Consider the following 22151-nt stretch of genomic DNA (forward strand, 5'->3'; position numbering starts at 1 on the left):
CGTCAGGCCGGGATCAGAAGCGGCGGGTGACCAGCGCCCGCTTCACTTCCTGGATCGCCTTGGTGACCTCGATGCCACGCGGGCAGGCCTCGGAGCAGTTGAAGGTGGTGCGGCAGCGCCACACGCCCTCACGGTCGTTGAGGATCTCCAGGCGCTGCTCGGCACCCTCGTCGCGCGAGTCGAAGATGAAGCGGTGCGCGTTGACGATGGCGGCCGGGCCGAAGTACTGGCCGTCGTTCCAGAACACCGGGCAGGACGACGTGCACGCGGCGCACAGGATGCACTTGGTGGTGTCGTCGAAGCGCTCGCGGTCCTCGGCGGACTGCAGGCGCTCGCGGGTCGGCTCGTTCCCCTTGGTGATGAGGAACGGCATGACGTCCTTGTACGCCTGGAAGAACGGGTCCATGTCCACGACCAGGTCCTTGAGGACCGTCAGGCCCTTGATGGCCTCGATCGTGATCGGCTTCTCCGGGTTGACGTCCTTGATCAGGGTCTTGCACGCCAGCCGGTTGCGGCCGTTGATCCGCATGGCGTCGGAGCCGCAGATGCCGTGGGCGCAGGAGCGGCGGTAGGTGAGGGTGCCGTCCTGCTCCCACTTGATCTTGTTGAGCGCGTCCAGGACGCGCTCCTTCGGGTCCATCGTCAGCTGGTAGTCCACCCACACCGGGTCCGGGTGCTCCTCCGGGTTGAACCGGCGGATCCGGAAGGTGACGGTGATCGGCTGGACGGCACCGGCTTCGACCGCGTCCAGAGCGGCCGAGTGCTTCTCCACGGTCGGAGTGCTCATCAGTACTTACGCTCCATCGGCTGGTAGCGGGTCGTGACGACCGGCTTGTAGTCGAGGCGGATGGAGGTGCTGCCGTCGGCGGCGACCTCCTGGTACGCCATGGTGTGCTGCATGAACTTCACGTCGTCACGGGTCGGGAAGTCCTCGCGGTAGTGGCCGCCGCGGGACTCCTCGCGGGCCAGCGCGGAGACGGCCAGCACCTCGGCCAGGTCGAGCAGGTTGCCCAGCTCGACGGCCTCCAGCAGGTCCGTGTTGTACCGGAAGCCCTTGTCCTGGATGGAGACGTTCTTGTAGCGCTCCTTCAGCGCGGCGATGTCCTCGATCGCCTGCTTCAGGGTGGCGCCGGTGCGGTAGACCATGGCGTTGGTGTCCATGGTCTCCTGCAGCTCCTTGCGGATCTGCCCCACGGACTCGGTGCCGGTGCCCTCGCGCAGGCCGTCGACCAGGGCCTGGACCTTCTCGGCCGGGTTCTCGGGCAGCTCGACGAAGTCGTGCTCGTTGGCGTAGTCGGCGGCGGCGATGCCCGCGCGACGGCCGAACACGTTGATGTCCAGCAGCGAGTTGGTGCCCAGGCGGTTGGCGCCGTGCACGGACACGCAGGCGACCTCGCCGGCCGCGTACAGGCCCGGGACGATGTCCGTGTTGTTGCGCAGGACCTCACCCTCGACGTTGGTCGGGATGCCGCCCATGGCGTAGTGCGCGGTGGGCTGGATCGGGATCGGGTCCGTGTAGGGCTCGATGCCGAGGTAGGTGCGCGCGAACTCGGTGATGTCCGGCAGCTTGGCGTCCAGCTGCTCCGGCGGCAGGTGGGTCAGGTCCAGGTAGACGTGGTCGCCCTCAGGACCGCAGCCGCGGCCCTCGCGGATCTCGGTGTAGATCGCGCGGGAGCAGACGTCACGGGACGCGAGGTCCTTCATGACGGGGGCGTAGCGCTCCATGAAGCGCTCGCCGTCCTTGTTGCGCAGGATGCCGCCCTCGCCGCGGGCGCCCTCGGTGAGCAGGATGCCCATGCGCCAGATGCCCGTCGGGTGGAACTGGAAGAACTCCATGTCCTCCAGCGGCAGGCCGCGGCGGTAGACCAGGGCCTGGCCGTCACCGGTGAGGGTGTGGGCGTTGGAGGAGACCTTGAAGAACTTGCCGGTGCCGCCGGAGGCGAACACGACCGACTTGGCCTGGAAGACGTGGATCTCGCCGGTGGCCAGCTCGTAGGCGACGACGCCGGCCGTCTTGCCCTCGTTGATCAGCAGGTCGAGGACGTAGAACTCGTTGAAGAACTCGACGCCGTGCTTGACGCAGTTCTGGAACAGCGTCTGGAGGATCATGTGGCCGGTGCGGTCGGCCGCGTAGCACGAGCGGCGGACCGGGGCCTCGCCGTGGTTGCGGGAGTGACCGCCGAAGCGGCGCTGGTCGATCCGGCCCTGCTCGGTGCGGGAGAAGGGCAGGCCCATCTTCTCCAGGTCGAGGACGGCGTCGATGGCCTCCTTGCACATGATCTCGGCGGCGTCCTGGTCGACCAGGTAGTCACCACCCTTGACCGTGTCGAAGGTGTGCCACTCCCAGTTGTCCTCCTCGACGTTGGCGAGGGCGGCGCACATGCCGCCCTGGGCCGCGCCGGTGTGGGACCGGGTGGGGTAGAGCTTGGTCAGGACGGCGGTGCGGCTGCGCTGCGTCGACTCGATGGCCGCGCGCATGCCGGCGCCGCCGGCGCCGACGATGACGGTGTCGTACTGGTGAATCTGCATGGGGGGTTAACTCGCCTCTGGCCTCTGTCGATTTCCGATTAGATGTTCGGGTCGAAGGTGAAGATCACCAGGGTGCCGAGCAGCACGGTGAAGACCGTGGCGGTACCCATGAGGCCCTTCAGCCAGAGCCGGGTCGAGTCCTTCTCGGCGTAGTCGTTGATGACCTGACGCATGCCGTTCGCGCCGTGCAGCATGGCGAGCCAGAGCATCAGGAGGTCCCAGCCCTGCCAGAACGGCGAGGCCCAGCGGCCGGCCACGAAGGCGAAGCCGATCTTGGAGACGCCGCCGTCGAGCACCAGCATGATCAGCAGGTGGCCGAGGATCAGCACGACCAGGACGATGCCGGACAGGCGCATGAAGAGCCAGGCCAGCATCTCGAAGTTGGTGCGGGTGCGGCGCGGGGTCTTCTTGCTCCGCTGGCGCGGAGGCTCGATGACGAACGCGTCGGCCGGGTTGCCGGTGCCCAGTCCCTTGCCGGTGTGCGCCTGCTTGGAGGGGACGACGATGGCGTCGGAGATTTCCGTGGACATGTCTCGGCTCACTTCCCGAACCAGGAGATCAGCGTGTGCTGGAGGATCCCGTAGAAGGAACCGGCCATCAGGACGACCCAGACTCCGACGACGGTCCAGAGCATCTGCTTCTGGTACTTCGGGCCCTTGGCCCAGAAGTCCACCGCGACGACCCGCAGGCCGTTCAGGGCGTGGAACAGGATGGCGGCCACCAGGCCGTACTCCATCAGGTTCACGAGCGGAGTCTTGTACGTCTGGATGACGGTGTCGTAGGACTCCGGCGACACTCGCACGAGGGCGGTGTCCAGGACGTGGGCGAACAGGAAGAAGAAGATGAGGACGCCGGTGACTCGATGAGCCACCCAGCTCCACATGCCTTCCCGGCCGCGGTACAGCGTTCCAGCCGGCACGGAAAAACCCTCCGGAAGCGATTGGGGGCTCGGCCGGCTTCGGTGTCGGTCAGCCCGGCCGGGTACGGTCCACCGGCCGCCAGCATCCTATCGACGCCTCGTTGTGAACCGCCTCCGGGGGCCCCAGGTGTGATCAATCAGGCACTTCTGGCCTAGCGGGGCGGGAACCAAACCCGAGGTCATCACGATGGGTGACGACGTGATCGCGCCCCGCGCCGGGCGGTGCGGGGCGCGGGAGGACCGGACTCACCCGTCCGGGTGGATTCGCGGGCGAAGCCACCCGGACGGGTGAGTCCTAGGGGGCCGCGGCCGCCGTGTGGGTGGCGACCAGGTGCTCCAGCCGGCTGAGGGCGATCCGGCGGAGTTCGTCGGCCGAGATCAGCCGCTCCTCGTCCGGGTCGTTGGCGAGGCGGGTGCGGATGGAGGAGAGCACGGTGTCGAGCATCTCCTCCGGGGCGACCCCCTCCAGGCAGACCACGAAGACGTGGCCGAACCTGGCCTCGTACGCGGCGTGCGCCGCCCGCAGCGCGGTGTGCGCGGCCTGGCTGCCGGGGGCCCGCATGCCGACCAGCGGCTGCGGCATCCAGCTCTCGTCCGCCAGCGCCTCGGCCAGGTCGGCCGGGCGGAGGTCGTAGGAGGCCTCGCTGGCGGCGGCCAGCAGGGACGCTATGTCGGGGTAGGGCCGGTGCGCGGTGAGGCGCAGGGCCCAGCGGTGGCTGCCGCAGCAGGCCAGCAGGGCCTCCTCGGCGGCGCCGGCGTCGGCTTCGTTGAAGCGGTGCAACCCGAGGAGTGTCGGCTCGGTTCTGACGTCGAGCCGCTGTGACGGGATCTCGCTGGCCAGCGGGTCCTCCTCGTGAGGGCGGGAAGGTGCCGGTGGAGTGGGGTGGTGAACGGGCGGAACGGGGGCTGGCGAGGGGCGCGCGGGCGTCGGTCGGTCAGCGCCTCAAAGGTAGTTGAGCGATCATCAGTTGGGGAGGGCGCGCGCCGAATTCATCCGGACGAGCTATCAAGTTGTGACGTTGACGCTCTTGCGTCAGCGCGCCCTCCCCCACCTGGCCCGGCTCAGCCGCAGCGGGTGCCCGGGGTCGGCATCGTGCCCGCGGTCAGGTAGGCCGCCAGGGCCTCGTCGATGCAGGAGTTGCCCCGGCCGAAGGCGCCGTGGCCCTCGCCGACCCGGGTGAGCAGGGTGGCGTTGGCGAAGCCCTTGGCCAGCGCCTCGGCCGAGGCGTACGGGGTGGCCGGGTCACCGGTGGTGCCGACCACCAGGATCGGCGCGCTGCCCTCGGCCCGGACGGTGTGCGGCGTCTCCGTGGTCTTGAACGGCCAGTAGGCGCAGCCGGCCTCGCTGTAGTCGTCCACCGTGACGCCCTTGGAGATCAGCGGCGCCTCGGCGAGCAGCCGGTCCACGGCGGCCTTGGCGTGCTCGGGGGTGGGTGCGGGGCGGGCGGCGTCGGCGCAGCTGATCGCGCTGTTGGCCTCGTCCACCGGGCTGTAGTGGCCGTTCTCGTCCCGGCCGTTGTAGTCGTCGGCGAAGGCCAGCAGGTAGTCGCCCTTGCCGCGCATCATCGCCCAGCCGAGGGAGTTGCGCAGGTACTCCCAGGAGGTCTTCTCGTCGCCGTAGAGCAGCGAGATGGTGCCCGTCCAGGCCTGGTCGCGGCCGAGCTTGCGGCCGTCCTTGGTGGTCAGCGGGTGGTCGTACAGTCCGTCGAGGAAGTCGGCGGCCTTCTTGGCGGCCTTGGTCCCGTCCTTGCCGAGCGGGCAGGTGTCGGCGTGGTTCTCCACGCAGTCGACGGCGAAGCGCTCGAAGGACTTCTCGAAGCCGACCTGCTGGTCGACCCCGTGGTCGAGCCGGTCCTGGCCCGGGTCGACGGCGCCGTCCAGGATCAGCCGGCCGGTGTTCTTCGGGAACTCCTCGGCGTAGAGCGCGCCGAGGTACGTCCCGTAGGAGATGCCGAGGTAGTTGAGCTGCTTGTCGCCGACCGCGGCGCGCAGCACGTCCAGGTCGCGGGCGGTGTTGCGGGTGCCGACGAAGGGCAGCAGCTTGCCGGCCTTGGCCTGGCAGGCGGCGGCGTGCTCGGTGGCCTGCCTGACGTGCTCGGCCCTGCGGGTGGCCGGGTCGAGCGGGGCGTCCGTCTGGTTGAGGGCGTCGTGCTGCTTGTCGTCGTAGCAGACGACCGGGGAGCTGTCGCCGGTGCCGCGGGGGTCGAAGCCGATCACGTCGAAGCGGTCGTGCACGGTGCCGGCGAACTGCTTGGCGCCGAACTTGACCATCCCGACGCCGGACTCGCCGGGGCCGCCGGGGTTGACCATCAGCGAGCCGATCCGCTGCTCCGGCTTGGCGGCCGGGTACTTGATCAGCGCGATGTCGAGCGCGTCGACGGCGGGGTCGGCGTAGTCGAGCGGGACGTGCAGCTTGCCGCACTGCATCCCGGATATGTCGATCTTGGCCTTCTGGGCCTGCGGGTCGGCCGGGCAGTCGGCCCAGGCGACCTGCTGGCCGTAGAAGGGCTTGAGCGCCGGGTCGGCCTCGCCGGTGGGCTTGGGGGTCGGCGTGGGGGCGGCCGCGGGGGTCGCGGCGGCGGGCGCGGTGGTGCCGGCGGCCTGCTCCCGGGCCGGCTTGGCGGCGTCGTCGCAGGCGGAGGTGAGGAGCAGGGTGCCTGCTGCCAGGGCGGTCAGCAGCACCCGTGGGCGGGCGGCCCGGAAGGTTCTCATCGCACGTGTGTACCACCGAGGGGTGACGTGTTCGATCTTGCCCCCCGGCCCGGGGCCGCCCGCCCGGGGCCGCCCGCCCGGTCCGGCTCAGCCGCGGTGCACCTTGTGGTTGGCGGCCTGCGCCCGGGGGCGGACCACCAGCAGGTCGATGTTCACGTGCGACGGCCGGGTGACGGCCCACGCCACGGTGTCCGCGATGTCCTCCGAGGTGAGCGGTTCGGCCACGCCCGCGTACACCGCGGCGGCCTTCTCCTCGTCGCCGCGGAACCGGGTGACCGCGAAGCCCTCGGACTTCACCATCCCGGGCGCGATCTCGATCACCCGGATCGGCTCCCCGCACAGCTCCAGCCGCAGCGTGGCCGCGATGGTGTGCGCGGCGTGCTTGGCGGCGACGTACCCGCCGCCGCCCTCGTACGCGGCCAGCGCGGCGGTCGAGGAGAGCACCAGCACCGTGCCGTCGCCGGTCGCCCGCAGGGCCGGCAGCAGGGCCTGCGTCACGTGCAGCACGCCGAGCACGTTCACCTCGTACATCGCCCGCCAGTCGGCCGGGTCGCCCTGCTCGACGGTCTCCGCGCCGATCGCGCCGCCGGCGTTGTTCACCAGGACGTCCACTCGGCCGACCGCGGCCGCGAAGGCGTCCACCGCGGCCCGGTCGGTGACGTCGAGGGTGACCGCCCGGGCGGACCCGCCCCGGTCGGCGATCTCCTTGGCCAGCGCCTCGATGCGGTCGGTGCGGCGGGCGGTCAGCACCACGTCGAAGCCCTCGGCGGCCAGCCGGCGGGCGGTCGCCGCGCCGATTCCGCTGCTGGCACCGGTGACCACGGCCACCTTCTGCTCGGTCATTGCCACTCCCTGGGGCTGGTCGGTCGTTCACCCGATCATCTCAACCGCGCCGCCGCCCCGGCGGGCCGGTCGCCCTCCGCGCCGCGGGGACCCCGATAGTGCGAGGACCCGATCCCCATCTCCGGAGGACCCCCATGGCAGCCGAACCGCGCCGCGCCGAGTCGGGCTTCGAGATCGAGCCGCTGTACGGCCCCGAGTCCCTGGCCGGCTGGGACGCCGGCGCCCGGCTGGGCCGGCCGGGGGAGTACCCCTACACCCGGGGCGTCTACCCGACGATGTACACCGGCCGCCCCTGGACGATGCGCCAGTACGCGGGCTTCGGCACCGCCGCCGAGTCCAACGCCCGCTACCGGCAGCTGATCGCGGGCGGCGGCACCGGCCTCTCGGTGGCCTTCGACCTGCCCACCCAGATGGGCTACGACTCGGACGCCCCGCTCGCCGCCGGGGAGGTGGGCAAGGTGGGCGTCGCCGTGGACGGCGTCGAGGACATGGCGGAGCTGTTCGACGGCATCCCGCTCGGCGGGGTGTCCACCTCGATGACCATCAACGCGCCCGCCGCGCTGCTCCTGCTCCTCTACCAACTGGTCGGCGAGGCCCAGGGGGTGGCGCCGGCGGCGCTCACCGGCACGGTCCAGAACGACGTGTTGAAGGAGTACATCGCCCGCGGCACCTACATCTTCCCGCCGCAGCCCTCGCTGCGGCTGGTCGCCGACGTGTTCCGGTACTGCCGGGCCGAGATCCCGCGCTGGAACACCATCTCCATCTCCGGCTACCACATGGCCGAGGCCGGGGCCGATCCCGCGCAGGAGGTCGCCTTCACCCTGGCCAACGGCATCGCCTACGTCCGCACCGCGCTCGCCGCCGGGATGGCCGTGGACGACTTCGCCCCGCGGCTCTCGTTCTTCTTCGTGGCCCGTACGACCCTTCTTGAGGAAGTGGCCAAGTTCCGTGCCGCGCGCAGGATTTGGGCCAGAATCATGCGGGACGGATTCGGCGCCCGGGACCCGCGCTCGCAGATGCTGCGTTTCCATACCCAGACCGCGGGGGTGCAGCTCACCGCCCAGCAGCCCGAGGTCAACCTGGCCAGGGTCACCGTGCAGGCGCTCGCCGCGGTGCTCGGCGGCACCCAGTCGCTGCACACCAACAGCTTCGACGAGGCGATCGCGCTGCCCACCGAGAAGGCCGCCCGGCTCGCCCTGCGCACCCAGCAGGTGCTCGCGTACGAGACCGACGTGACCGCCACCGTCGACCCGTTCGCCGGCTCCTACGCCGTCGAGTCGCTCACCGACGAGCTGGAGGCCGCCGCCCGGGTGCTGATGGACCGGATCGAGGAGCAGGGCGGTGCGGTGGCCGCGATCGAACGCGGCTACCAGAAGGGCGAGATCGAGCGCACCGCCTACCGGCTCCAGCGGGAGACCGACTCCGGGGAGCGGACCGTGGTCGGCGTCAACCGCTTCCGGTCGGATGCGGAGGAGCCGTACCGGCCGCTGCGGGTGGACCCGGCGATCGAGGAGCAGCAGGTGCGGCGGCTGGCCCGGCTGCGGGCCGAGCGCTCCGCCGGCGCCGTCACCCGGACGCTGGACGGGCTGCGCCGCACCGCCGAGGGGACGGGGAACGTGCTGTACCCGATGAAGGAGGCGCTGGCCGCCCGGGCCACTGTCGGCGAGGTGTGCGACGCGCTGCGCGGGGTGTGGGGGACGTACTCCCCGGTGGAGCGTTTCTGACCTCCCGCTGAACGGCCGTCAACCTGCCGGTTTCGCCCCGGGGGTGGTGGCCGTGACCGTCGGCGCGGGTGGTCGTTGCACAGGGCACGCAACCCGGGGAAGGCGGCTGAAACAAGATGTCATACCCACGTGTCCGGCCGGTATGCGCCCATCCGGGGACTAATTTTCCGGAAGTCGGGCCAAATCCCCCCAACAGGCCTACGATTGGGGAGATGAACCGTCCTGAGCCCGCTCAGCCGGGCGCCACTCTCGCCGTCGCACGTCCCGCCGCCGATCTGCGCGAGCGGGTCCGGGCGCTGGAGCCCGAGCTGATCGCCTTCCGCCGTGATCTGCACCGGCACCCGGAGCTGGGCCGCCAGGAGTTCCGTACCACCGGGCTGCTGCGCGACCGGCTGGTGGCCGCCGGCCTCGAACCCCGGGTGCTGCCCGGCGGCACCGGTCTGCTCGTCGACATCGTCCCGCCCGGCACCACCCCGGGGACGGAGTTCCTGGCCTTCCGCGCCGACATCGACGCGCTGCCGATCGACGACGCCAAGACCGACGTGCCGTACCGCTCCACCGTGCCCGGCCGGGCCCACGCCTGCGGCCACGACGTGCACACCTCGGTGGTGCTCGGCACCGGGCTGGTGCTGGCCGAGGCCGTCCGCACCGGCGAACTGCGCCGCCCCGTCCGGCTGGTGTTCCAGCCCGCCGAGGAGGTCATGCCGGGCGGTGCGCTGGACGTGATCAAGGCCGGCGGGATGGCGGGCGTCGGGCGGATCTTCGCGGTGCACTGCGACCCGAAGGTGGAGGTCGGCCGGATCGCGCTGCGGGTCGGGGCGATCACCTCGGCCTGCGACCGCCTGGTGCTCCACCTGGACGGCCCCGGCGGGCACACCGCCCGTCCGCACCTGACCACCGACCTGGTCACCGCGGTCGCCAAGGCGGCCGCCGACCTCCCGGGCGCGCTGGCCCGCCGGATGGACCCGCGCTGGGGCGTCAGCCTGGTCTGGGGGCGGATCGCCTCCGGCTCCGCACCCAACGTGATCCCGCAGCACGCCGAGCTGGAGGGCACCGTCCGCTGCCTGGAGCTGGACGGCTGGCGCGAGGCGCCGGACCTGCTGCACGAGCTGATCGCCAAGCTGGCCGAGACCTACCGGGCCAAGTGGACGCTGGACTACCACCGCGGGGTGCCGCCGGTGGTCAACGAGGCGGTCTCGGTGGCCCTGCTGGACGAGGCGATGAACGACCGCTTCGGCGGGGACGGCGCCGTGGTGGTGGAGGGCACCGAGCAGAGCCTGGGCGGCGAGGACTTCTCCTGGTACCTGGAGCACGCCCCGGGCGCGCTGGCCCGGCTCGGCGTCCGCGCCCCCAGCGACCCCACCGTCCGGGACCTGCACCAGGGGCGGTTCGACGTGGACGAACGGGCGATCGGAATCGGCGTGGAGCTGTTCTCGGCGCTGGCCTTGGAGGCGGACGGCAGCTGACGGCGGATCCGGGGTCGGCGCGGCCCGCGAGGGGGGCGGAAACGGCCGGATCCGGGGGCGCAGGAACGGTTCCGTAAACTGGGCGAACCGACCCCCCGGATCACCGTCCGCGCATGGGATAGAGCCTCAGGAAGAACATCAGACCACGGTTTGATAACAACCCGAATGCTCTGGCACCCCGTAACACAACCGTGTTCTACGCGCGTTACGGTGGCGTCCGACCACGCCAAACGGTTGCGTGTAGAAGGAGATATCCCCTTGCGCCGTTCAATGAAGCTCGCCGCGGTTGTGCTCTCGGGTTCCCTGGGCATGGCCTCGCTCGCCGCTTGCGGCGCAAAGAGCACCGACACCTCCTCCTCCGGCTCGGGCGACGGTTCGCTCAAGGTCGGCATGGCCTACGACATCGGCGGCCGTGGCGACCAGTCGTTCAACGACTCCGCCGCCCGTGGCCTCGACAAGGCCAAGTCCGAGCTGGGCGTCGCCGTGACCGAGGCCGAGGCCAAGCAGGGCGAGGCCGAGGCCGACAAGGAGACCCGCCTCAAGAACCTGATCGACTCGGGTTACAAGACGATCATCGCGGTCGGCTTCGTGTACCAGCCGGCGGTCAACAAGGTCGCCAAGGACAACCCGAACGTCAAGTTCGCGATCATCGACTCGAACGACAAGGACCAGCCGGCCAACGTCACCTCGCTGCTCTTCGCCGAGCAGGAGGGTTCGTACCTGGCCGGTGTCGCCGCCGCGAACAAGTCGAAGGCCAAGCACGTCGGCTTCATCGGCGGTGTGCAGTCCGAGCTGATCAAGAAGTTCGAGGCCGGCTTCAAGGCGGGTGTGAAGTCCGTCGACCCGAACATGGCGATCGAGACCACCTACCTGACCACCCCGCCGGACTTCACCGGCTTCTCCTCGCCCGACAAGGGCAAGGAGGCCGCCCAGGGCCAGCTCGACAAGGGCGCGGACGTCATCTACACCGCCGCCGGCTCCTCCGGCAACGGCGCCATCGAGGCCGTCGCCAACAAGCAGGGCGCCCTGGCCATCGGCGTCGACTCCGACCAGGCCAGCCAGCCGGCCCTGGCGAAGTACAAGGGCAGCATCCTGACCTCGATGGTCAAGAACGTCGACACCGCGGTGTTCTCGTACATCCAGTCGGTCAAGCAGGGCCAGAACCCGACCGGCGTCAAGCTGTTCGACCTGAAGGCCGACGGCGTCTCGCTCGCCACCACCGGCGGCAAGATCGACGACATCCAGGACAAGCTGAAGGCCGCCGCCGACGCGATCAAGTCCGGCGCCACCACGATCCCGACCGCGCCGGCCGCTCAGTAACGACCGCGCGTCCCGGACGCCGCAGCGCCTGCCGCCTGCCCGGCAGCGCGGTGCAACCGCACAGTTCACGGGAGGGGCCCGGAAGGGTGCGCTCAACGCGTACCCCCGGGCCCCGTTCCGTCTCCACGTTCCCCCTTGGCCCTCCGTGCGCAACGACGCGCCTCCAGACCACCAGGAGATCGCCATCACCGCATCCGACCCCGTCCCCCTGCGCAAGGACGGCACCCCCAGCGCGGGGACGGCGACACCGGCCGTCGAACTGCGCGGCATCACCAAGCGCTTCCCGGGTGTCGTGGCCAACCACGACATCAACCTCACCGTCCGCACCGGCACCGTGCACGCCCTGATGGGCGAGAACGGCGCCGGCAAGTCGACGCTGATGAAGATCCTCTACGGCATGCAGAAGCCGGACGAGGGCACCATCGCGATCAACGGCGAGCTGTGCGAGTTCAACACCCCCGGTGACGCCATCTCCCGCGGCGTCGGCATGGTGCACCAGCACTTCATGCTCGCCGACAACCTCACGGTGTGGGAGAACGTCGTCCTCGGCGGCGAGAAGCTCCACGGCATCGGCGCCAAGGCGAAGGCGAAGATCAAGGAGATCTCCGACCAGTACGGCCTGGGCGTGCGCCCGGACGCCCTGGTCGAGGACCTCGGCGTCGCCGACCGCCAGCGCGTCGAGATCCTCAAGGTGCTGTACCGCGGCGCCAAGATCCTGATCCTCGACGAGCCCACGGCCGTGCTCGTCCCGCAGGAGGTCGACGCGCTCTTCGACAACCTGCGCGACCTCAAGTCCGAGGGCGTCACCGTCATCTTCATCTCGCACAAGCTGCACGAGGTGCTGGCGGTGGCCGACGCGATCAGCGTCATCCGGCGCGGCACCACGGTCGGCGACGCCGACCCGAAGGCCGTCACCGCCCGCCAGCTCGCCGAGCTGATGGTCGGCGCCGAGCTGCCCTCCCCGGAGAGCCGCGAGTCGACCGTCACCGAGACCGTGATGCTCGACGTCGAGAACCTGCGGATCGCCAAGACCGACGCCGAGGGCATCGAGCGCGTCGTCCTGGACGACATCTCGCTGCGCATCCACAAGGGCGAGATCCTCGGCATCGCCGGTGTCGAGGGCAACGGCCAGGCCGAGCTGGTCGAGGCCGTCATGGGGATGCTGCCGCTGAACGCCGGCACCGTCACCCTGGACGGCAAGGACCTCTCCGGCAGCCTGACCCGGGCCCGCCGCGAGGCCGGCATCGGCTACATCCCCGAGGACCGCCACAAGCACGGCCTGCTGCTGGAGGCCCCGCTCTGGGAGAACCGCATCCTCGGCCACGTCACCGAGGCGCCCAACTCCAAGGGCGTGCTGCTGGACCCGGCCGCCGCCCGTACGGACACCTGGCGGATCGTCCAGCAGTACGACGTCCGCACCCCCGGCATCGAGGTCACCGCGGCCTCGCTCTCCGGCGGCAACCAGCAGAAGCTGATCATCGGCCGCGAGATGAGCCACCAGCCCAAGCTGCTGATCGCCGCCCACCCCACCCGCGGTGTGGACGTCGGCGCGCAGGCGCAGATCTGGGAGCACATCCGGGTCGCCCAGCGGGCCGGCCTGGCCGTCCTGCTGATCTCCGCGGACCTGGACGAGCTGATCGGCCTGTCCGACACCATCCGGGTGATCTACCGCGGCCGCCTGGTCGCCGACGCCGACCCGGCCACCGTCACCGCCGAGGACCTCGGCACCGCGATGACCGGTGCCGCCAGCGGCCACCTGGAGTCCGAGCCGGAGGCCGTCGCCGAGGCGCAGGCCGTCGCGGCCGAGGGCACCGAGGCCGAGGCCGGGCACCAGCACACCGACACCGCCGACGACCCGCAGGCGGGGGAGTAACCCATGACCAGTCCCAACCCCGCCGCGGCCAAGCCCGGCCTGGCGCAGCGGTTCAGCGGTGAGCGGATCGTGCTCGCACTGGCGGCGCCGGTGCTCGCGGTCGTGCTCTCCGTCGCGATCTGTTCCGTCCTGCTGGCGACCTCGGGCAAGAACCCGTTCGACGCCTGGGACGTGATGATCACGTACGCCACCAAGGCGGACGGCCAGGTGAACATCCTCAACCGCTCCACCACCTACTACCTGGCCGCCGCGGCCGCCGCGTTCGGGTTCCGGATGAACCTGTTCAACATCGGCGTCGAGGGCCAGTACAAGGTCGCGGCGCTGTTCGCGGCCTTCGTCGGCGCCCAGCTCGACCTGCCGGCCTTCCTCCAGATCCCGCTGCTGCTGGTCACCGCCATGCTGGTCGGCGGCCTGTACGCGAGCATCGCCGGTCTGCTGAAGGTCTACCGCGGCGTCAGCGAGGTCATCTCGACCATCATGCTGAACTCCATCGCGGTGGCGATCATCGGTCTGCTGCTCGTCCCCGGCATCTTCGCGCCGAAGGTCAGCGGCACCAGCAACTCGGTCCAGACCGAGCCGATCTCGCAGTCCAGCCACTTCTTCGCGTTCGAGACGAACGGTGGCACCCTCTGGGGCTTCATCTTCATCGCCGCCCTGGTCGGCGTGGTCTTCCAGGTCGTGCTGACCCGCACCCGCTTCGGCTTCGACCTGCGCGCCACCGGCCGCTCGGAGTCCGCCGCGACCGCCTCCGGCGTCAACGTCAAGAAGATGGTCATCATCTCGATGGCGGTCTCCGGCGCGATCGCCGGTCTGATCGGCCTGCCCGAGCTGATGCAGAACTCGTACTACTTCGGCCAGAGCTTCCAGCCCGGCCTGGGCTTCCTGGGCATCTCGATCGCCCTGCTCGGGCGCAACAGCCCGATCGGCATGGCCTTCGCGGCGCTGCTGTTCGCCTTCCTGGACGCCGCCGGCTCCCAGCTGCCGCTCAAGGGCGGCTTCCCCTTCGAGATCGTCGACGTCATGAAGGGCACCATCGTCATCTGCGTCGTCGTCGCGTACGAGCTGGTGCGCCGCTACGGCCTGAAGCGCCAGCAGCAGAAGGTCGGCGCCCAGCTCGCCGCCCAGGCTGCCGCGGCCAACGAGAAGAAGGAGGTGTCCGCATGAGCACGGCAACGGCTGCCCGTCCGAAGGCGTCGGGCGCACCCGCGAAGAAGCACAAGCTGTCCTGGCCGGTGGTGCTCCTGCTGATCGCGGGCGCCCTGGTGCTGTTCTCCGCCGTGGGCATGGCCACCGGCAACCACTCGCTGACCTCCTCCGGGCAGGTCACCGCGGCGCTCAGCGCCGCCGTGCCGATCGGCATGGCCGGTCTGGGCGGTCTCTGGTCCGAGCGGGCCGGTGTGGTCAACATCGGCCTCGAGGGCATGATGGTCGCCGGCACCTTCTGCGGTGCCTGGGCGGGCTACCTGGTCAACCCGTGGGTCGGCCTGCTGGCCGGCATGCTGGGCGGGGCGCTCGGCGGTCTGCTGCACGCGGTCGTCACCGTCACCTTCGGCGTCGACCACATCGTCTCCGGCGTCGGCATCAACCTGCTGATCCCCGGCATCTGCGCGTACGTCAACCGGATCTACTACAAGGACTACATCTCGGCCGGTGCCGGCCAGAACCAGTCCCCGCCGGCGGACCCGCTGCCGTACATCACCATCCCGGGCCTGTCCTCCTGGCTGAAGGACATCGAGAGCCACCACTGGTTCTTCGTCTCGGACGTCGCGGGCGTGCTCGGCGGCCTGGTCACCAACATCTCGGTGGTCGTGCTGCTGGCCGGCGCGCTGATCGTGGTCAGCTACTTCGCGCTCTGGCGCACGGTGTTCGGCCTGCGGCTGCGCTCCTGCGGTGAGAACCCGACCGCCGCCGAGTCGCTGGGCGTCAACGTCTACAAGTACAAGTACCTCGCGGTCGTCGCCTCCGGCGCCTTCGCCGGCCTCGGCGGGGCGTACCTCTCGCTGGTCGCGGCGCACTTCTACAAGGACGGCCAGACCCTCGGGCGCGGCTTCATCGGCCTCGCGGCGATGATCTTCGGCAACTGGATGCCCGGCGGCCTCGCCATGGGCGCCGGCCTGTTCGGCTTCACCGACAGCCTCCAGCTGCGCGACCCGGAGTCGGTGCACGTGCTGATCCTGACCGTCGGCATCGCGATGATCCTGCTCGCGCTGTGGCAGCTGTACCGCCGCAAGTACACCGCGACGGTGATCTCCTTCGTGGTGGCCGGCGGCCTGATCGCCTGGTACTCGCTCACCGACGAGGTGCAGCGCCCGCTGATCGTCGCCACGCCGTACGTGATCACCCTGGTGGTGCTCTCGCTGGCCTCGCAGCGACTGCGGATGCCGAAGGCGGACGGCCAGATCTACCGCAAGGGCCAGGGCAAGTGACCGCCTCCGCGGCCGCGGCGCCGTCCGCGATCGACTGGGAGCTGCTGCGCTCGGCGGCGCGCGAGGCCATGGGCCACGCGTACGCGCCGTACAGCGGGTTCCCGGTCGGCGCGGCCGCGCTGGTGGACGACGGCAGGGTGGTCACCGGCTGCAACGTGGAGAACGCCTCGTACGGGCTCGCGCTGTGCGCCGAGTGCGGGCTGGTGTCCGCGCTGCACTCCTCCGGGGGCGGCCGGCTGGTCGCCTTCACCTGCGTGGACGGCGCCGGCGAACTGCTGATGCCGTGCGGGCGCTGCCGTCAGCTGCTGTACGAGCACGGCGGTCCTGGGCTGCTGATCGAACTGCCCTCGGGCATCAAGCCGATGAGCGAGGTCCTGCCCGACGCGTTCGGGCCGGAGCGGCTCTAGCTTCCCTTTCTGTTACGCGCGTAGAGTGTCGCGAGTGGGCCGGAACCCGGTCATCTCGCGACACTCTTCGCTTTTGAAACCCCTCTTGGAGCACGCATGGACGCCATCTCCGTCATCAGGACCAAGCGCGATCGCGGAGAGCTGAGCGACGCTCAGATCGACTGGGTCATCGACGCCTACACCCGCGGTGAGGTCGCCGACGAGCAGATGTCCGCGCTGGCGATGGCGATCCTGCTGAACGGGATGCAGCCGCGCGAGATCAGCCGCTGGACCGACGCCATGATCCGCTCCGGCGTCCGGATGGACTTCTCCTCGCTGCCGCTGCCCACCAGCGACAAGCACTCCACCGGCGGCGTCGGCGACAAGATCACCCTGCCGCTCGCCCCGCTGGTCGCCGCCTGCGGCGCCGCCGTCCCGCAGCTCTCCGGGCGCGGCCTCGGCCACACCGGCGGCACCCTGGACAAGCTGGAGTCCATCCCCGGCTGGCGCGCCCTGCTCTCCAACGACGAGATGATGGACGTACTGCGCGACGCCGGCGCGGTGATCTGCGCGGCGGGCGACGGCCTCGCGCCGGCCGACAAGAAGCTGTACGCGCTGCGCGACGTCACCGGCACCGTCGAGGCCATCCCGCTGATCGCCTCCTCGATCATGTCGAAGAAGATCGCCGAGGGCACCGGCGCGCTGGTCCTGGACGTCAAGGTCGGCTCCGGGGCGTTCATGAAGAACCTGGACGACGCCCGCGAACTCGCCCGCACCATGGTCGGCCTGGGCACCACCGCCGGGGTCAACACCGTCGCCCTGCTCACCGACATGTCCACCCCGCTCGGCCTCACCGCGGGCAACGCGCTGGAGGTCCGGGAGTCCCTGGAGGTGCTCGCCGGCGGCGGCCCGGCCGACGTCGTCGAGCTGACCCTCGCGCTCGCCCGCGAGATGCTCGCCGCGGCCGGCGTGCAGGGCAAGGACCCGGCGGACGCGCTGCGGGACGGCTCCGCGATGGACCACTGGCGCCGCATGATCGCCGCCCAGGGCGGCGACGTCGACGCCCCGCTCCCGGTCGCCCGCGAGCAGCACGTCATCCCGGCGCCCGCCTCCGGCGTGCTCACCACGCTGGACGCCTACGCCGTCGGCGTCTGCGCCTGGCGCCTGGGCGCCGGCCGGGCCCGCAAGGAGGACCCGGTCCAGGCCGGCGCCGGCGTCGAGATGCACGCTAAGCCCGGCGACACCGTGGTGGCCGGCCAGCCCCTGCTGACCCTGCACACCGACACCCCGGAGCGCTTCGACTACGCCGTCGAGGCCCTGGCCGGCGGCATCGAGGTCGCCCCGGCGGGCACGGCGTTCACGCCGAACCCGATCGTCCTCGACCGCATCGCCTGAGGGTGGTCGTGAACGGGCCGCCCGCCGGTGCACCGGCGGGCGGCCCGTTGTCTTCACCGGTCAGGGGCGGTCGAAGAGGTCGCGGTGCCGATCCGGCGCCAGACGATGCGCGGCTCGTGGTCCTGGAGCGGGGTTCCGTAGCCGGAGGTCGCCCGGCCGTCCGGGGCCCAGGCCATCTCCCGGATGTCCGGACGGCCCTGTCTGCCATGGGGAGATCTACCTGGCGGAAAGTCTGCCCAGCTCTCCCGTCCGGCGGGCCGTGTGGGCCCGGCGGGTGGCGTGGAGGGTGACGGCGGTGGCGAGGGCCATGGCGGCGAGGCCGACGGTGGCGGCGCCGGGCCAGCCGGTGGCGTGGTAGGCGTCGGCGCCGAGGGTGCCGCCGAGGCTGTTGCCGAGGTAGTAGGCGATCAGGTAGAGGGCGGAGGCCTGGGCGCGGCCCTCGGTGGCGGTGCGGCCGACCGCGGAGGAGGCGGTGGCGTGGCCGGCGAAGAAGCCGGCGGTGATCAGGACCAGGCCGAGCAGCGCGCAGAGCAGGGACCCGGCGAGGGAGAGCAGCAGGCCGGCCGTGGTGACGCCGATGGAGACGTAGAGGGCGCCGCGCCGGCCGAGCCGGCCGGAGAGCCGTCCGGCCGCGGCGGAGGTGCCGGTGCCGACCAGGTAGACCACGAAGATCGAGGCGGCGATCGACTCCGGCAGGTGGAACGGCGCGGCGATCAGCCGGTAGCCGACGGTGTTGTAGACCGCGCCGAACACCGCCATGAACAGCATCCCGAGCGCGTACAACCGCACCAGCAGCGGGTTGCGCAGGTGCCGTCCGACGGTCCGGGCGAGCGCGCGGGCGTCCACCGGGGCCGGGGTGAAGTGCCGGGCGGCGGGGATCAGCAGCCGGAAGGCGAGGGTGGCGAGCAGGGCGAGGACGGCGGAGGCGGCGAGGCCCCAGCGCCAGCCCAGCCCGGCGGCGGTCCAGCCGGAGAGCAGCCGGCCGCCCATCCCGCCGATGCTGTTGCCCGCCACGTACAGGCCCATCGCGGAGGGCAGCGCGCTGGGGTGGACCTCCTCGGCGAGGTAGGCCATGGCGGTGGCCGGGAGCCCGGCGAGGACGACGCCCTGGAGGACCCGCAGGGTGACGAGGGTGGTGAGGTCCGGCGCGAAGGGCAGAGCGAGGGCGAGCGCGGAGGCGGCGAGGGTGGAGGCCGTCATCACGGCGGTGCGGCCGTGGCGGTCGGAGAGCGCGCTGGCCGGGAGCAGCCCGAGGGCGAGGCCGAGGGTGGCCGCGGAGGCGGTCCAGCTGGCCTGGCCGGGGGTGAGGTCGAGGTCCGCCGAGAGGACCGGCAGCAGGCCCTGGGTGGAGTAGAGCAGGACGAAGGTCGCGACCCCGGCGGCGAACAGGGCGAGGTTGGCGCGGCGGAAGGCGCGCTGGCCGGGGCGGTGGCGGTCGTCCGCGGTGGCGGCGGGGGAGGGGGCGGTGGCGGGGGCGTCCGGGGAGGTCACGGACGCCCTGGTATCGGAGGGCTGCATGACGTCGACCGTAGGCCTGCCGTCGTTGATGCGTCCAATGCATGAAGCGTGGATGATCGATGCACTGGTGCATGAGTCGAGGTGGTGGCGGGATGTCCGGTCCGGAGGCGGTGGACGGTGGCGAGCAGCGGTACCGGGTGGCCGAGTTGGGGCCGGAGGAGCCGGCCGTGCTGCTGGCGCCCCGGCTGGCGCAGTTCGCGGCGGTGGCCCGGTTGGAGCACGTGACCCAGGCGGCCGCGCTGCTCGGGGTGCCGCAGCCGACGCTGTCGCGCGCGGTGGCCCGACTGGAGGAGGAGCTGGGGGTGGACCTGCTGGCCCGTCAGGGCCGTACCGTCCGGCTGACCAGGGCGGGTCGGCTGCTGCTGGCCTCGGTGGAACGGGCGCTGGCCGAGGTCGAGCGGGGTGCGGCGGCGGCCCGGGCGGAGGCGGACCCGGAGGTGGGCCTGGTGGCCTTCGGCTTCCTGCACACGATGGGGCCGGACGCGGTGCCGGCGCTGCTGCGCGGCTTCCGCGCGGCGCACCCGCGGGTGCGGTTCCAGCTGGTGCAGGACTACGGTGCGGCGATGCTGGAGCGGCTGCAGGCCGGGGAGTTGGACCTCTGCCTGGTGGCGCCGCCGCCGGACGACCCGGCGTTCACCGCCCGCCCGCTGGACGAGCAGCTGCTGCACCTGGTCGTCCCGGCGGACCACCGGTTGGCCGGACGGCGGCGGATCCGGCTGGCGGAGGTGGCCGAGGAGCCGTTCGTCGGGCTGGAGCCGGGGTACGGGCTGCGCGTGCTCACGGACGGGTTCTGCGCGCAGGCCGGGTTCGTCCCCCGGCTGGCGTTCGAGGGGGAGGAGGCGGAGACGCTGCGCGGGCTGGTGGCGGCCGGGTTGGGGGTGGCGCTGCTGCCGCCGGCCCTGGTGGCGCGGCCGGGGGTGGTGGAGCTGGAGGTGACGGCGCCGCGCCCCCGGCGGGCGGTCGGGCTGGCCTGGGCGGCGGGGCGGCCACTGACCCCGCCGGCCCGGGCGTTCCGGGACTTCGTGCTGTCCCGGCGCGGGCGGTTGCTGCAGCACGACTGACGCCGTCGCCGCGGTGGCGTGGCGCTTTGGTGGATCGTATGGACCGGCCGGTGGAATTCCGGATGGAGTTTGGACCATCCGGCGGTGTTCGCGGTGGTCGGTCTACGCGCGTAGGGGCTATATTTCCGCAATGGAACAGCAGATCCCCGTCACCACCGCGGGCACCGGCCCGCGCATCCCCACCGCCGACCAGATCCGCCGCGCGCCGAAGGTCCTCCTGCACGACCACCTGGACGGCGGGCTGCGCCCGGAGACGGTGGTCGAACTGGCCGCCGCCTGCGGCTACCAGGGCCTGCCCACCACCGACCCCAAGGAGCTCGGCGAGTGGTTCCGCGAGGCCGCCGACTCCGGCTCGCTGGTCCGCTACCTGGAGACCTTCGCGCACACCTGCGCCGTGATGCAGACCCGTGAGGCGCTGGTCAAGGTCGCCGCGGACTGCGCCGAGGACCTGGCCGCCGACGGCGTCGTGTACGCCGAGGTCCGCTACGCCCCCGAGCAGCACCTGGAGGCCGGACTGAGCCTGGACGAGGTCGTCGAGGCCGTCCAGGAGGGCTTCCGCCTCGGCGAGGCCAACGCCCGTGAGGCCGGCCACCGGATCCGCGTCGGCACCCTGCTGACCGCGATGCGGCACGCCGCGCGCTCCACCGAGATCGCCGAACTGGCCAACCGTCACCGGGACGGGGGCGTGGTCGGCTTCGACATCGCCGGTGCCGAGGCCGGCTACCCGCCCACCCGCCACCAGGCCGCCTTCGACTACCTCAAGGGCGAGAACAACCACTTCACCATCCACGCGGGCGAGGCCTTCGGCCTGCCGTCGATCTGGGAGGCCCTGCAGTGCTGCGGCGCCGACCGGCTCGGCCACGGCGTGCGGATCGTCGACGACATCACGGTGGGCGAGGACGGCACGGTCGAGCTCGGCCGGCTGGCCGCGTACGTGCGCGACAAGCGCATTCCGCTGGAGATGTGCCCGACCTCCAACATCCAGACCGGTGCCGCCACTTCGTACACCGAGCACCCGATCGGGCTGCTCAGCCGGCTGAAGTTCCGGGTCACCGTGAACACCGACAACCGGCTGATGAGCGGTACCAGCATGAGCCGGGAGTTCGGCCACGTGGTGGAGGCCTTCGGCTACACCCTGGGTGACCTGGAGTGGTTCACGGTGAACGCGATGAAGTCCGCGTTCCTGCCCTTCGACGAGCGGCTGGCGATGATCAACGACGTGATCAAGCCGGGCTACGCCGAGCTGAAGGCGGAGTGGCTGTTCAGCGCGGGCACCGGCGGCAACTGAGCCGTCGGGGCGACGCTCCGGCGCGGTCGGTCGGATGAACGGCCCGCTTCCTCAAGGGAGTTGGCGTTCATCCGACTACTCACTCGGGTGAGTGAACGCCCTTTGGTTCCCACGCGACCCGCTCACTACGGTGTGCCCGTCATTGCCGACACGTCACGGCGGCGGTCAACCGTTCGCCGGTTCCGAGCGTGCAGTCGGCCACCGAGGACCCAAAGGGGACCAACCATGAAGCAGGCTCTCAAGGCCGCGGGCACCGCGGCGCTCGGCATCGCCATCGCGGCGGTCGGCGCCGGTACCGCCTCCGCGGTCGACGGCCAGGCGGCCGGCGGCCTCGGGCTGCCCACCGGCGTGTTGACGAACCCGGCCGTGAGCAATGCGGTCGCCGACACCGCCGCCAAGCTGCCCGCCACCGGCAAGGTGACCGAGACGCTCGGCACCCTCGCCCCGAGCGTCGGCCAGGCCGTCCCCGCCGGCGACACCCCGCTGGCCGGCGTCACCCAGCAGCGCGGGGCCCTCCCGACCGTCCCGGGCCTGGACAAGACCCCGCTCGGCGGGCTGACCGGCGCCCTCCCGGCCCTCCCCGGCCTGGCCGGCTGAAGCACCGCACGGGGGGGGGGGGGGAGGGAGGGGGGGGGGGGGGGGGGGGGGGGGGGGGGGGGGGGGGGGGGGGGGGGGGGGGGGGGGGGGAACG

20 protein-coding genes are annotated in these 22151 nt (G+C 71.6%); 11 read left to right on the forward strand and 9 right to left on the reverse strand.

What is annotated here, in order from left to right; translation table 11 throughout:
• Positions 1-13: 13 nt before the first annotated feature.
• From ACZ5OX_RS10500 to ACZ5OX_RS10530, 7 genes are all read right to left on the reverse strand, one after another.
• Positions 14-787 (reverse strand): succinate dehydrogenase iron-sulfur subunit, encoded by a 774-nt coding sequence (locus ACZ5OX_RS10500; RefSeq protein WP_224277932.1) that lies wholly within the window; start codon positions 785-787, stop codon positions 14-16.
• Positions 787-2529, reverse strand: a complete 1743-nt coding sequence (gene sdhA / locus ACZ5OX_RS10505) for a succinate dehydrogenase flavoprotein subunit (protein ID WP_465629507.1) — start codon at positions 2527-2529, stop codon at positions 787-789. Before sdhA ends, ACZ5OX_RS10500 begins: the two co-directional genes overlap by 1 nt.
• A gap of 38 nt (positions 2530-2567) precedes the next feature.
• Positions 2568-3059, reverse strand: a complete 492-nt coding sequence (gene sdhD / locus ACZ5OX_RS10510) for a succinate dehydrogenase, hydrophobic membrane anchor protein (RefSeq protein ID WP_392914415.1) — start codon at positions 3057-3059, stop codon at positions 2568-2570.
• Between the two features lie 8 nt (positions 3060-3067).
• Entirely contained in the window at positions 3068-3448 is a 381-nt protein-coding gene (gene sdhC, locus ACZ5OX_RS10515) for a succinate dehydrogenase, cytochrome b556 subunit (RefSeq protein ID WP_316523755.1), read from the reverse strand.
• A gap of 295 nt (positions 3449-3743) precedes the next feature.
• On the reverse strand, positions 3744-4229 hold the full coding sequence (locus ACZ5OX_RS10520) for a 2-oxo-4-hydroxy-4-carboxy-5-ureidoimidazoline decarboxylase (RefSeq protein WP_465629508.1): 486 nt from the start codon (positions 4227-4229) through the stop codon (positions 3744-3746).
• A gap of 281 nt (positions 4230-4510) precedes the next feature.
• Complete coding sequence (locus ACZ5OX_RS10525; RefSeq protein WP_465629509.1) at positions 4511-6160, reverse strand: alpha/beta hydrolase; 1650 nt, start codon at positions 6158-6160, stop codon at positions 4511-4513.
• Between the two features lie 87 nt (positions 6161-6247).
• The gene (locus tag ACZ5OX_RS10530) at positions 6248-7003 is read right to left on the reverse strand and encodes an SDR family oxidoreductase (RefSeq protein ID WP_465629510.1); all 756 of its coding nucleotides are present in this window, start codon (positions 7001-7003) and stop codon (positions 6248-6250) included.
• A 134-nt stretch (positions 7004-7137) separates the two neighbouring features.
• On the opposite strand from ACZ5OX_RS10530, the gene ACZ5OX_RS10535 reads away from it, so the two are divergent.
• The 8 genes from ACZ5OX_RS10535 to ACZ5OX_RS10570 all read left to right on the forward strand — a co-directional run bounded on the left by ACZ5OX_RS10535 (position 7138) and on the right by ACZ5OX_RS10570 (position 17593).
• On the forward strand, positions 7138-8727 hold the full coding sequence (locus ACZ5OX_RS10535) for an acyl-CoA mutase large subunit family protein (protein ID WP_465629511.1): 1590 nt from the start codon (positions 7138-7140) through the stop codon (positions 8725-8727).
• Positions 8728-8939: 212 nt separating this feature from the next.
• Complete coding sequence (locus ACZ5OX_RS10540; RefSeq protein WP_465629512.1) at positions 8940-10193, forward strand: amidohydrolase; 1254 nt, start codon at positions 8940-8942, stop codon at positions 10191-10193.
• A 258-nt stretch (positions 10194-10451) separates the two neighbouring features.
• A complete protein-coding gene (locus ACZ5OX_RS10545) occupies positions 10452-11513 on the forward strand; it encodes a BMP family lipoprotein (protein WP_449788234.1) in 1062 nt (353 codons plus the stop codon).
• Between the two features lie 145 nt (positions 11514-11658).
• On the forward strand, positions 11659-13386 hold the full coding sequence (locus ACZ5OX_RS10550) for an ABC transporter ATP-binding protein (protein WP_465629513.1): 1728 nt from the start codon (positions 11659-11661) through the stop codon (positions 13384-13386).
• A gap of 3 nt (positions 13387-13389) precedes the next feature.
• On the forward strand, positions 13390-14550 hold the full coding sequence (locus ACZ5OX_RS10555) for an ABC transporter permease (protein WP_465629514.1): 1161 nt from the start codon (positions 13390-13392) through the stop codon (positions 14548-14550).
• Entirely contained in the window at positions 14547-15812 is a 1266-nt protein-coding gene (locus ACZ5OX_RS10560; protein WP_465629515.1) for an ABC transporter permease, read from the forward strand. The genes ACZ5OX_RS10555 and ACZ5OX_RS10560 overlap by 4 nt, the downstream gene beginning before the upstream one ends.
• Positions 15809-16219 (forward strand): cytidine deaminase, encoded by a 411-nt coding sequence (locus ACZ5OX_RS10565; RefSeq protein WP_449788237.1) that lies wholly within the window; start codon positions 15809-15811, stop codon positions 16217-16219. Before ACZ5OX_RS10560 ends, ACZ5OX_RS10565 begins: the two co-directional genes overlap by 4 nt.
• Before the next feature lie 96 nt (positions 16220-16315).
• Positions 16316-17593, forward strand: a complete 1278-nt coding sequence (locus tag ACZ5OX_RS10570; RefSeq protein ID WP_465629516.1) for a thymidine phosphorylase — start codon at positions 16316-16318, stop codon at positions 17591-17593.
• 53 nt (positions 17594-17646) lie between these two features.
• On the opposite strand, the gene ACZ5OX_RS10575 is transcribed toward ACZ5OX_RS10570, so the two are convergent.
• Both ACZ5OX_RS10575 and ACZ5OX_RS10580 read right to left on the reverse strand, forming a co-directional pair.
• On the reverse strand, positions 17647-17769 hold the full coding sequence (locus ACZ5OX_RS10575; RefSeq protein ID WP_465629517.1) for a hypothetical protein: 123 nt from the start codon (positions 17767-17769) through the stop codon (positions 17647-17649).
• Between the two features lie 40 nt (positions 17770-17809).
• Positions 17810-19111: an MFS transporter gene (locus tag ACZ5OX_RS10580; protein ID WP_465629518.1), complete on the reverse strand. Its 1302-nt coding sequence runs from the start codon at positions 19109-19111 to the stop codon at positions 17810-17812.
• Positions 19112-19203: 92 nt separating this feature from the next.
• On the opposite strand from ACZ5OX_RS10580, the gene ACZ5OX_RS10585 reads away from it, so the two are divergent.
• The 3 genes from ACZ5OX_RS10585 to ACZ5OX_RS10595 all read left to right on the forward strand — a co-directional run bounded on the left by ACZ5OX_RS10585 (position 19204) and on the right by ACZ5OX_RS10595 (position 22057).
• The gene (locus ACZ5OX_RS10585; RefSeq protein WP_465629519.1) at positions 19204-20172 is read left to right on the forward strand and encodes a LysR family transcriptional regulator; all 969 of its coding nucleotides are present in this window, start codon (positions 19204-19206) and stop codon (positions 20170-20172) included.
• Positions 20173-20302: 130 nt separating this feature from the next.
• Complete coding sequence (locus ACZ5OX_RS10590) at positions 20303-21460, forward strand: adenosine deaminase (protein WP_465629520.1); 1158 nt, start codon at positions 20303-20305, stop codon at positions 21458-21460.
• Positions 21461-21685: 225 nt separating this feature from the next.
• Positions 21686-22057 (forward strand): hypothetical protein, encoded by a 372-nt coding sequence (locus ACZ5OX_RS10595; RefSeq protein WP_465629521.1) that lies wholly within the window; start codon positions 21686-21688, stop codon positions 22055-22057.
• Positions 22058-22151 lie beyond the last annotated feature (94 nt).

Source organism: Kitasatospora sp. NPDC032121 (genome assembly GCF_055580145.1).

What these genes read in the sequence shown, in the direction of transcription:
- ACZ5OX_RS10555 (WP_465629514.1), top strand. Translation starts at nt 13,390, where the DNA reads ATGACCAGTCCCAACCCCGCCGCGGCCAAGCCCGGCCTGGCGCAGCGG.
- ACZ5OX_RS10575 (WP_465629517.1), bottom strand. Translation starts at nt 17,769, where the DNA reads ATGGCCTGGGCCCCGGACGGCCGGGCGACCTCCGGCTACGGAACCCCG.
- sdhD (WP_392914415.1), bottom strand. Translation starts at nt 3,059, where the DNA reads ATGTCCACGGAAATCTCCGACGCCATCGTCGTCCCCTCCAAGCAGGCG.
- ACZ5OX_RS10540 (WP_465629512.1), top strand. Translation starts at nt 8,940, where the DNA reads ATGAACCGTCCTGAGCCCGCTCAGCCGGGCGCCACTCTCGCCGTCGCA.
- ACZ5OX_RS10530 (WP_465629510.1), bottom strand. Translation starts at nt 7,003, where the DNA reads ATGACCGAGCAGAAGGTGGCCGTGGTCACCGGTGCCAGCAGCGGAATC.
- ACZ5OX_RS10570 (WP_465629516.1), top strand. Translation starts at nt 16,316, where the DNA reads ATGGACGCCATCTCCGTCATCAGGACCAAGCGCGATCGCGGAGAGCTG.
- ACZ5OX_RS10535 (WP_465629511.1), top strand. Translation starts at nt 7,138, where the DNA reads ATGGCAGCCGAACCGCGCCGCGCCGAGTCGGGCTTCGAGATCGAGCCG.
- ACZ5OX_RS10595 (WP_465629521.1), top strand. Translation starts at nt 21,686, where the DNA reads ATGAAGCAGGCTCTCAAGGCCGCGGGCACCGCGGCGCTCGGCATCGCC.
- ACZ5OX_RS10525 (WP_465629509.1), bottom strand. Translation starts at nt 6,160, where the DNA reads ATGAGAACCTTCCGGGCCGCCCGCCCACGGGTGCTGCTGACCGCCCTG.
- ACZ5OX_RS10500 (WP_224277932.1), bottom strand. Translation starts at nt 787, where the DNA reads ATGAGCACTCCGACCGTGGAGAAGCACTCGGCCGCTCTGGACGCGGTC.
- ACZ5OX_RS10590 (WP_465629520.1), top strand. Translation starts at nt 20,303, where the DNA reads ATGGAACAGCAGATCCCCGTCACCACCGCGGGCACCGGCCCGCGCATC.
- sdhA (WP_465629507.1), bottom strand. Translation starts at nt 2,529, where the DNA reads ATGCAGATTCACCAGTACGACACCGTCATCGTCGGCGCCGGCGGCGCC.
- ACZ5OX_RS10585 (WP_465629519.1), top strand. Translation starts at nt 19,204, where the DNA reads ATGTCCGGTCCGGAGGCGGTGGACGGTGGCGAGCAGCGGTACCGGGTG.
- ACZ5OX_RS10560 (WP_465629515.1), top strand. Translation starts at nt 14,547, where the DNA reads ATGAGCACGGCAACGGCTGCCCGTCCGAAGGCGTCGGGCGCACCCGCG.
- ACZ5OX_RS10580 (WP_465629518.1), bottom strand. Translation starts at nt 19,111, where the DNA reads ATGCAGCCCTCCGATACCAGGGCGTCCGTGACCTCCCCGGACGCCCCC.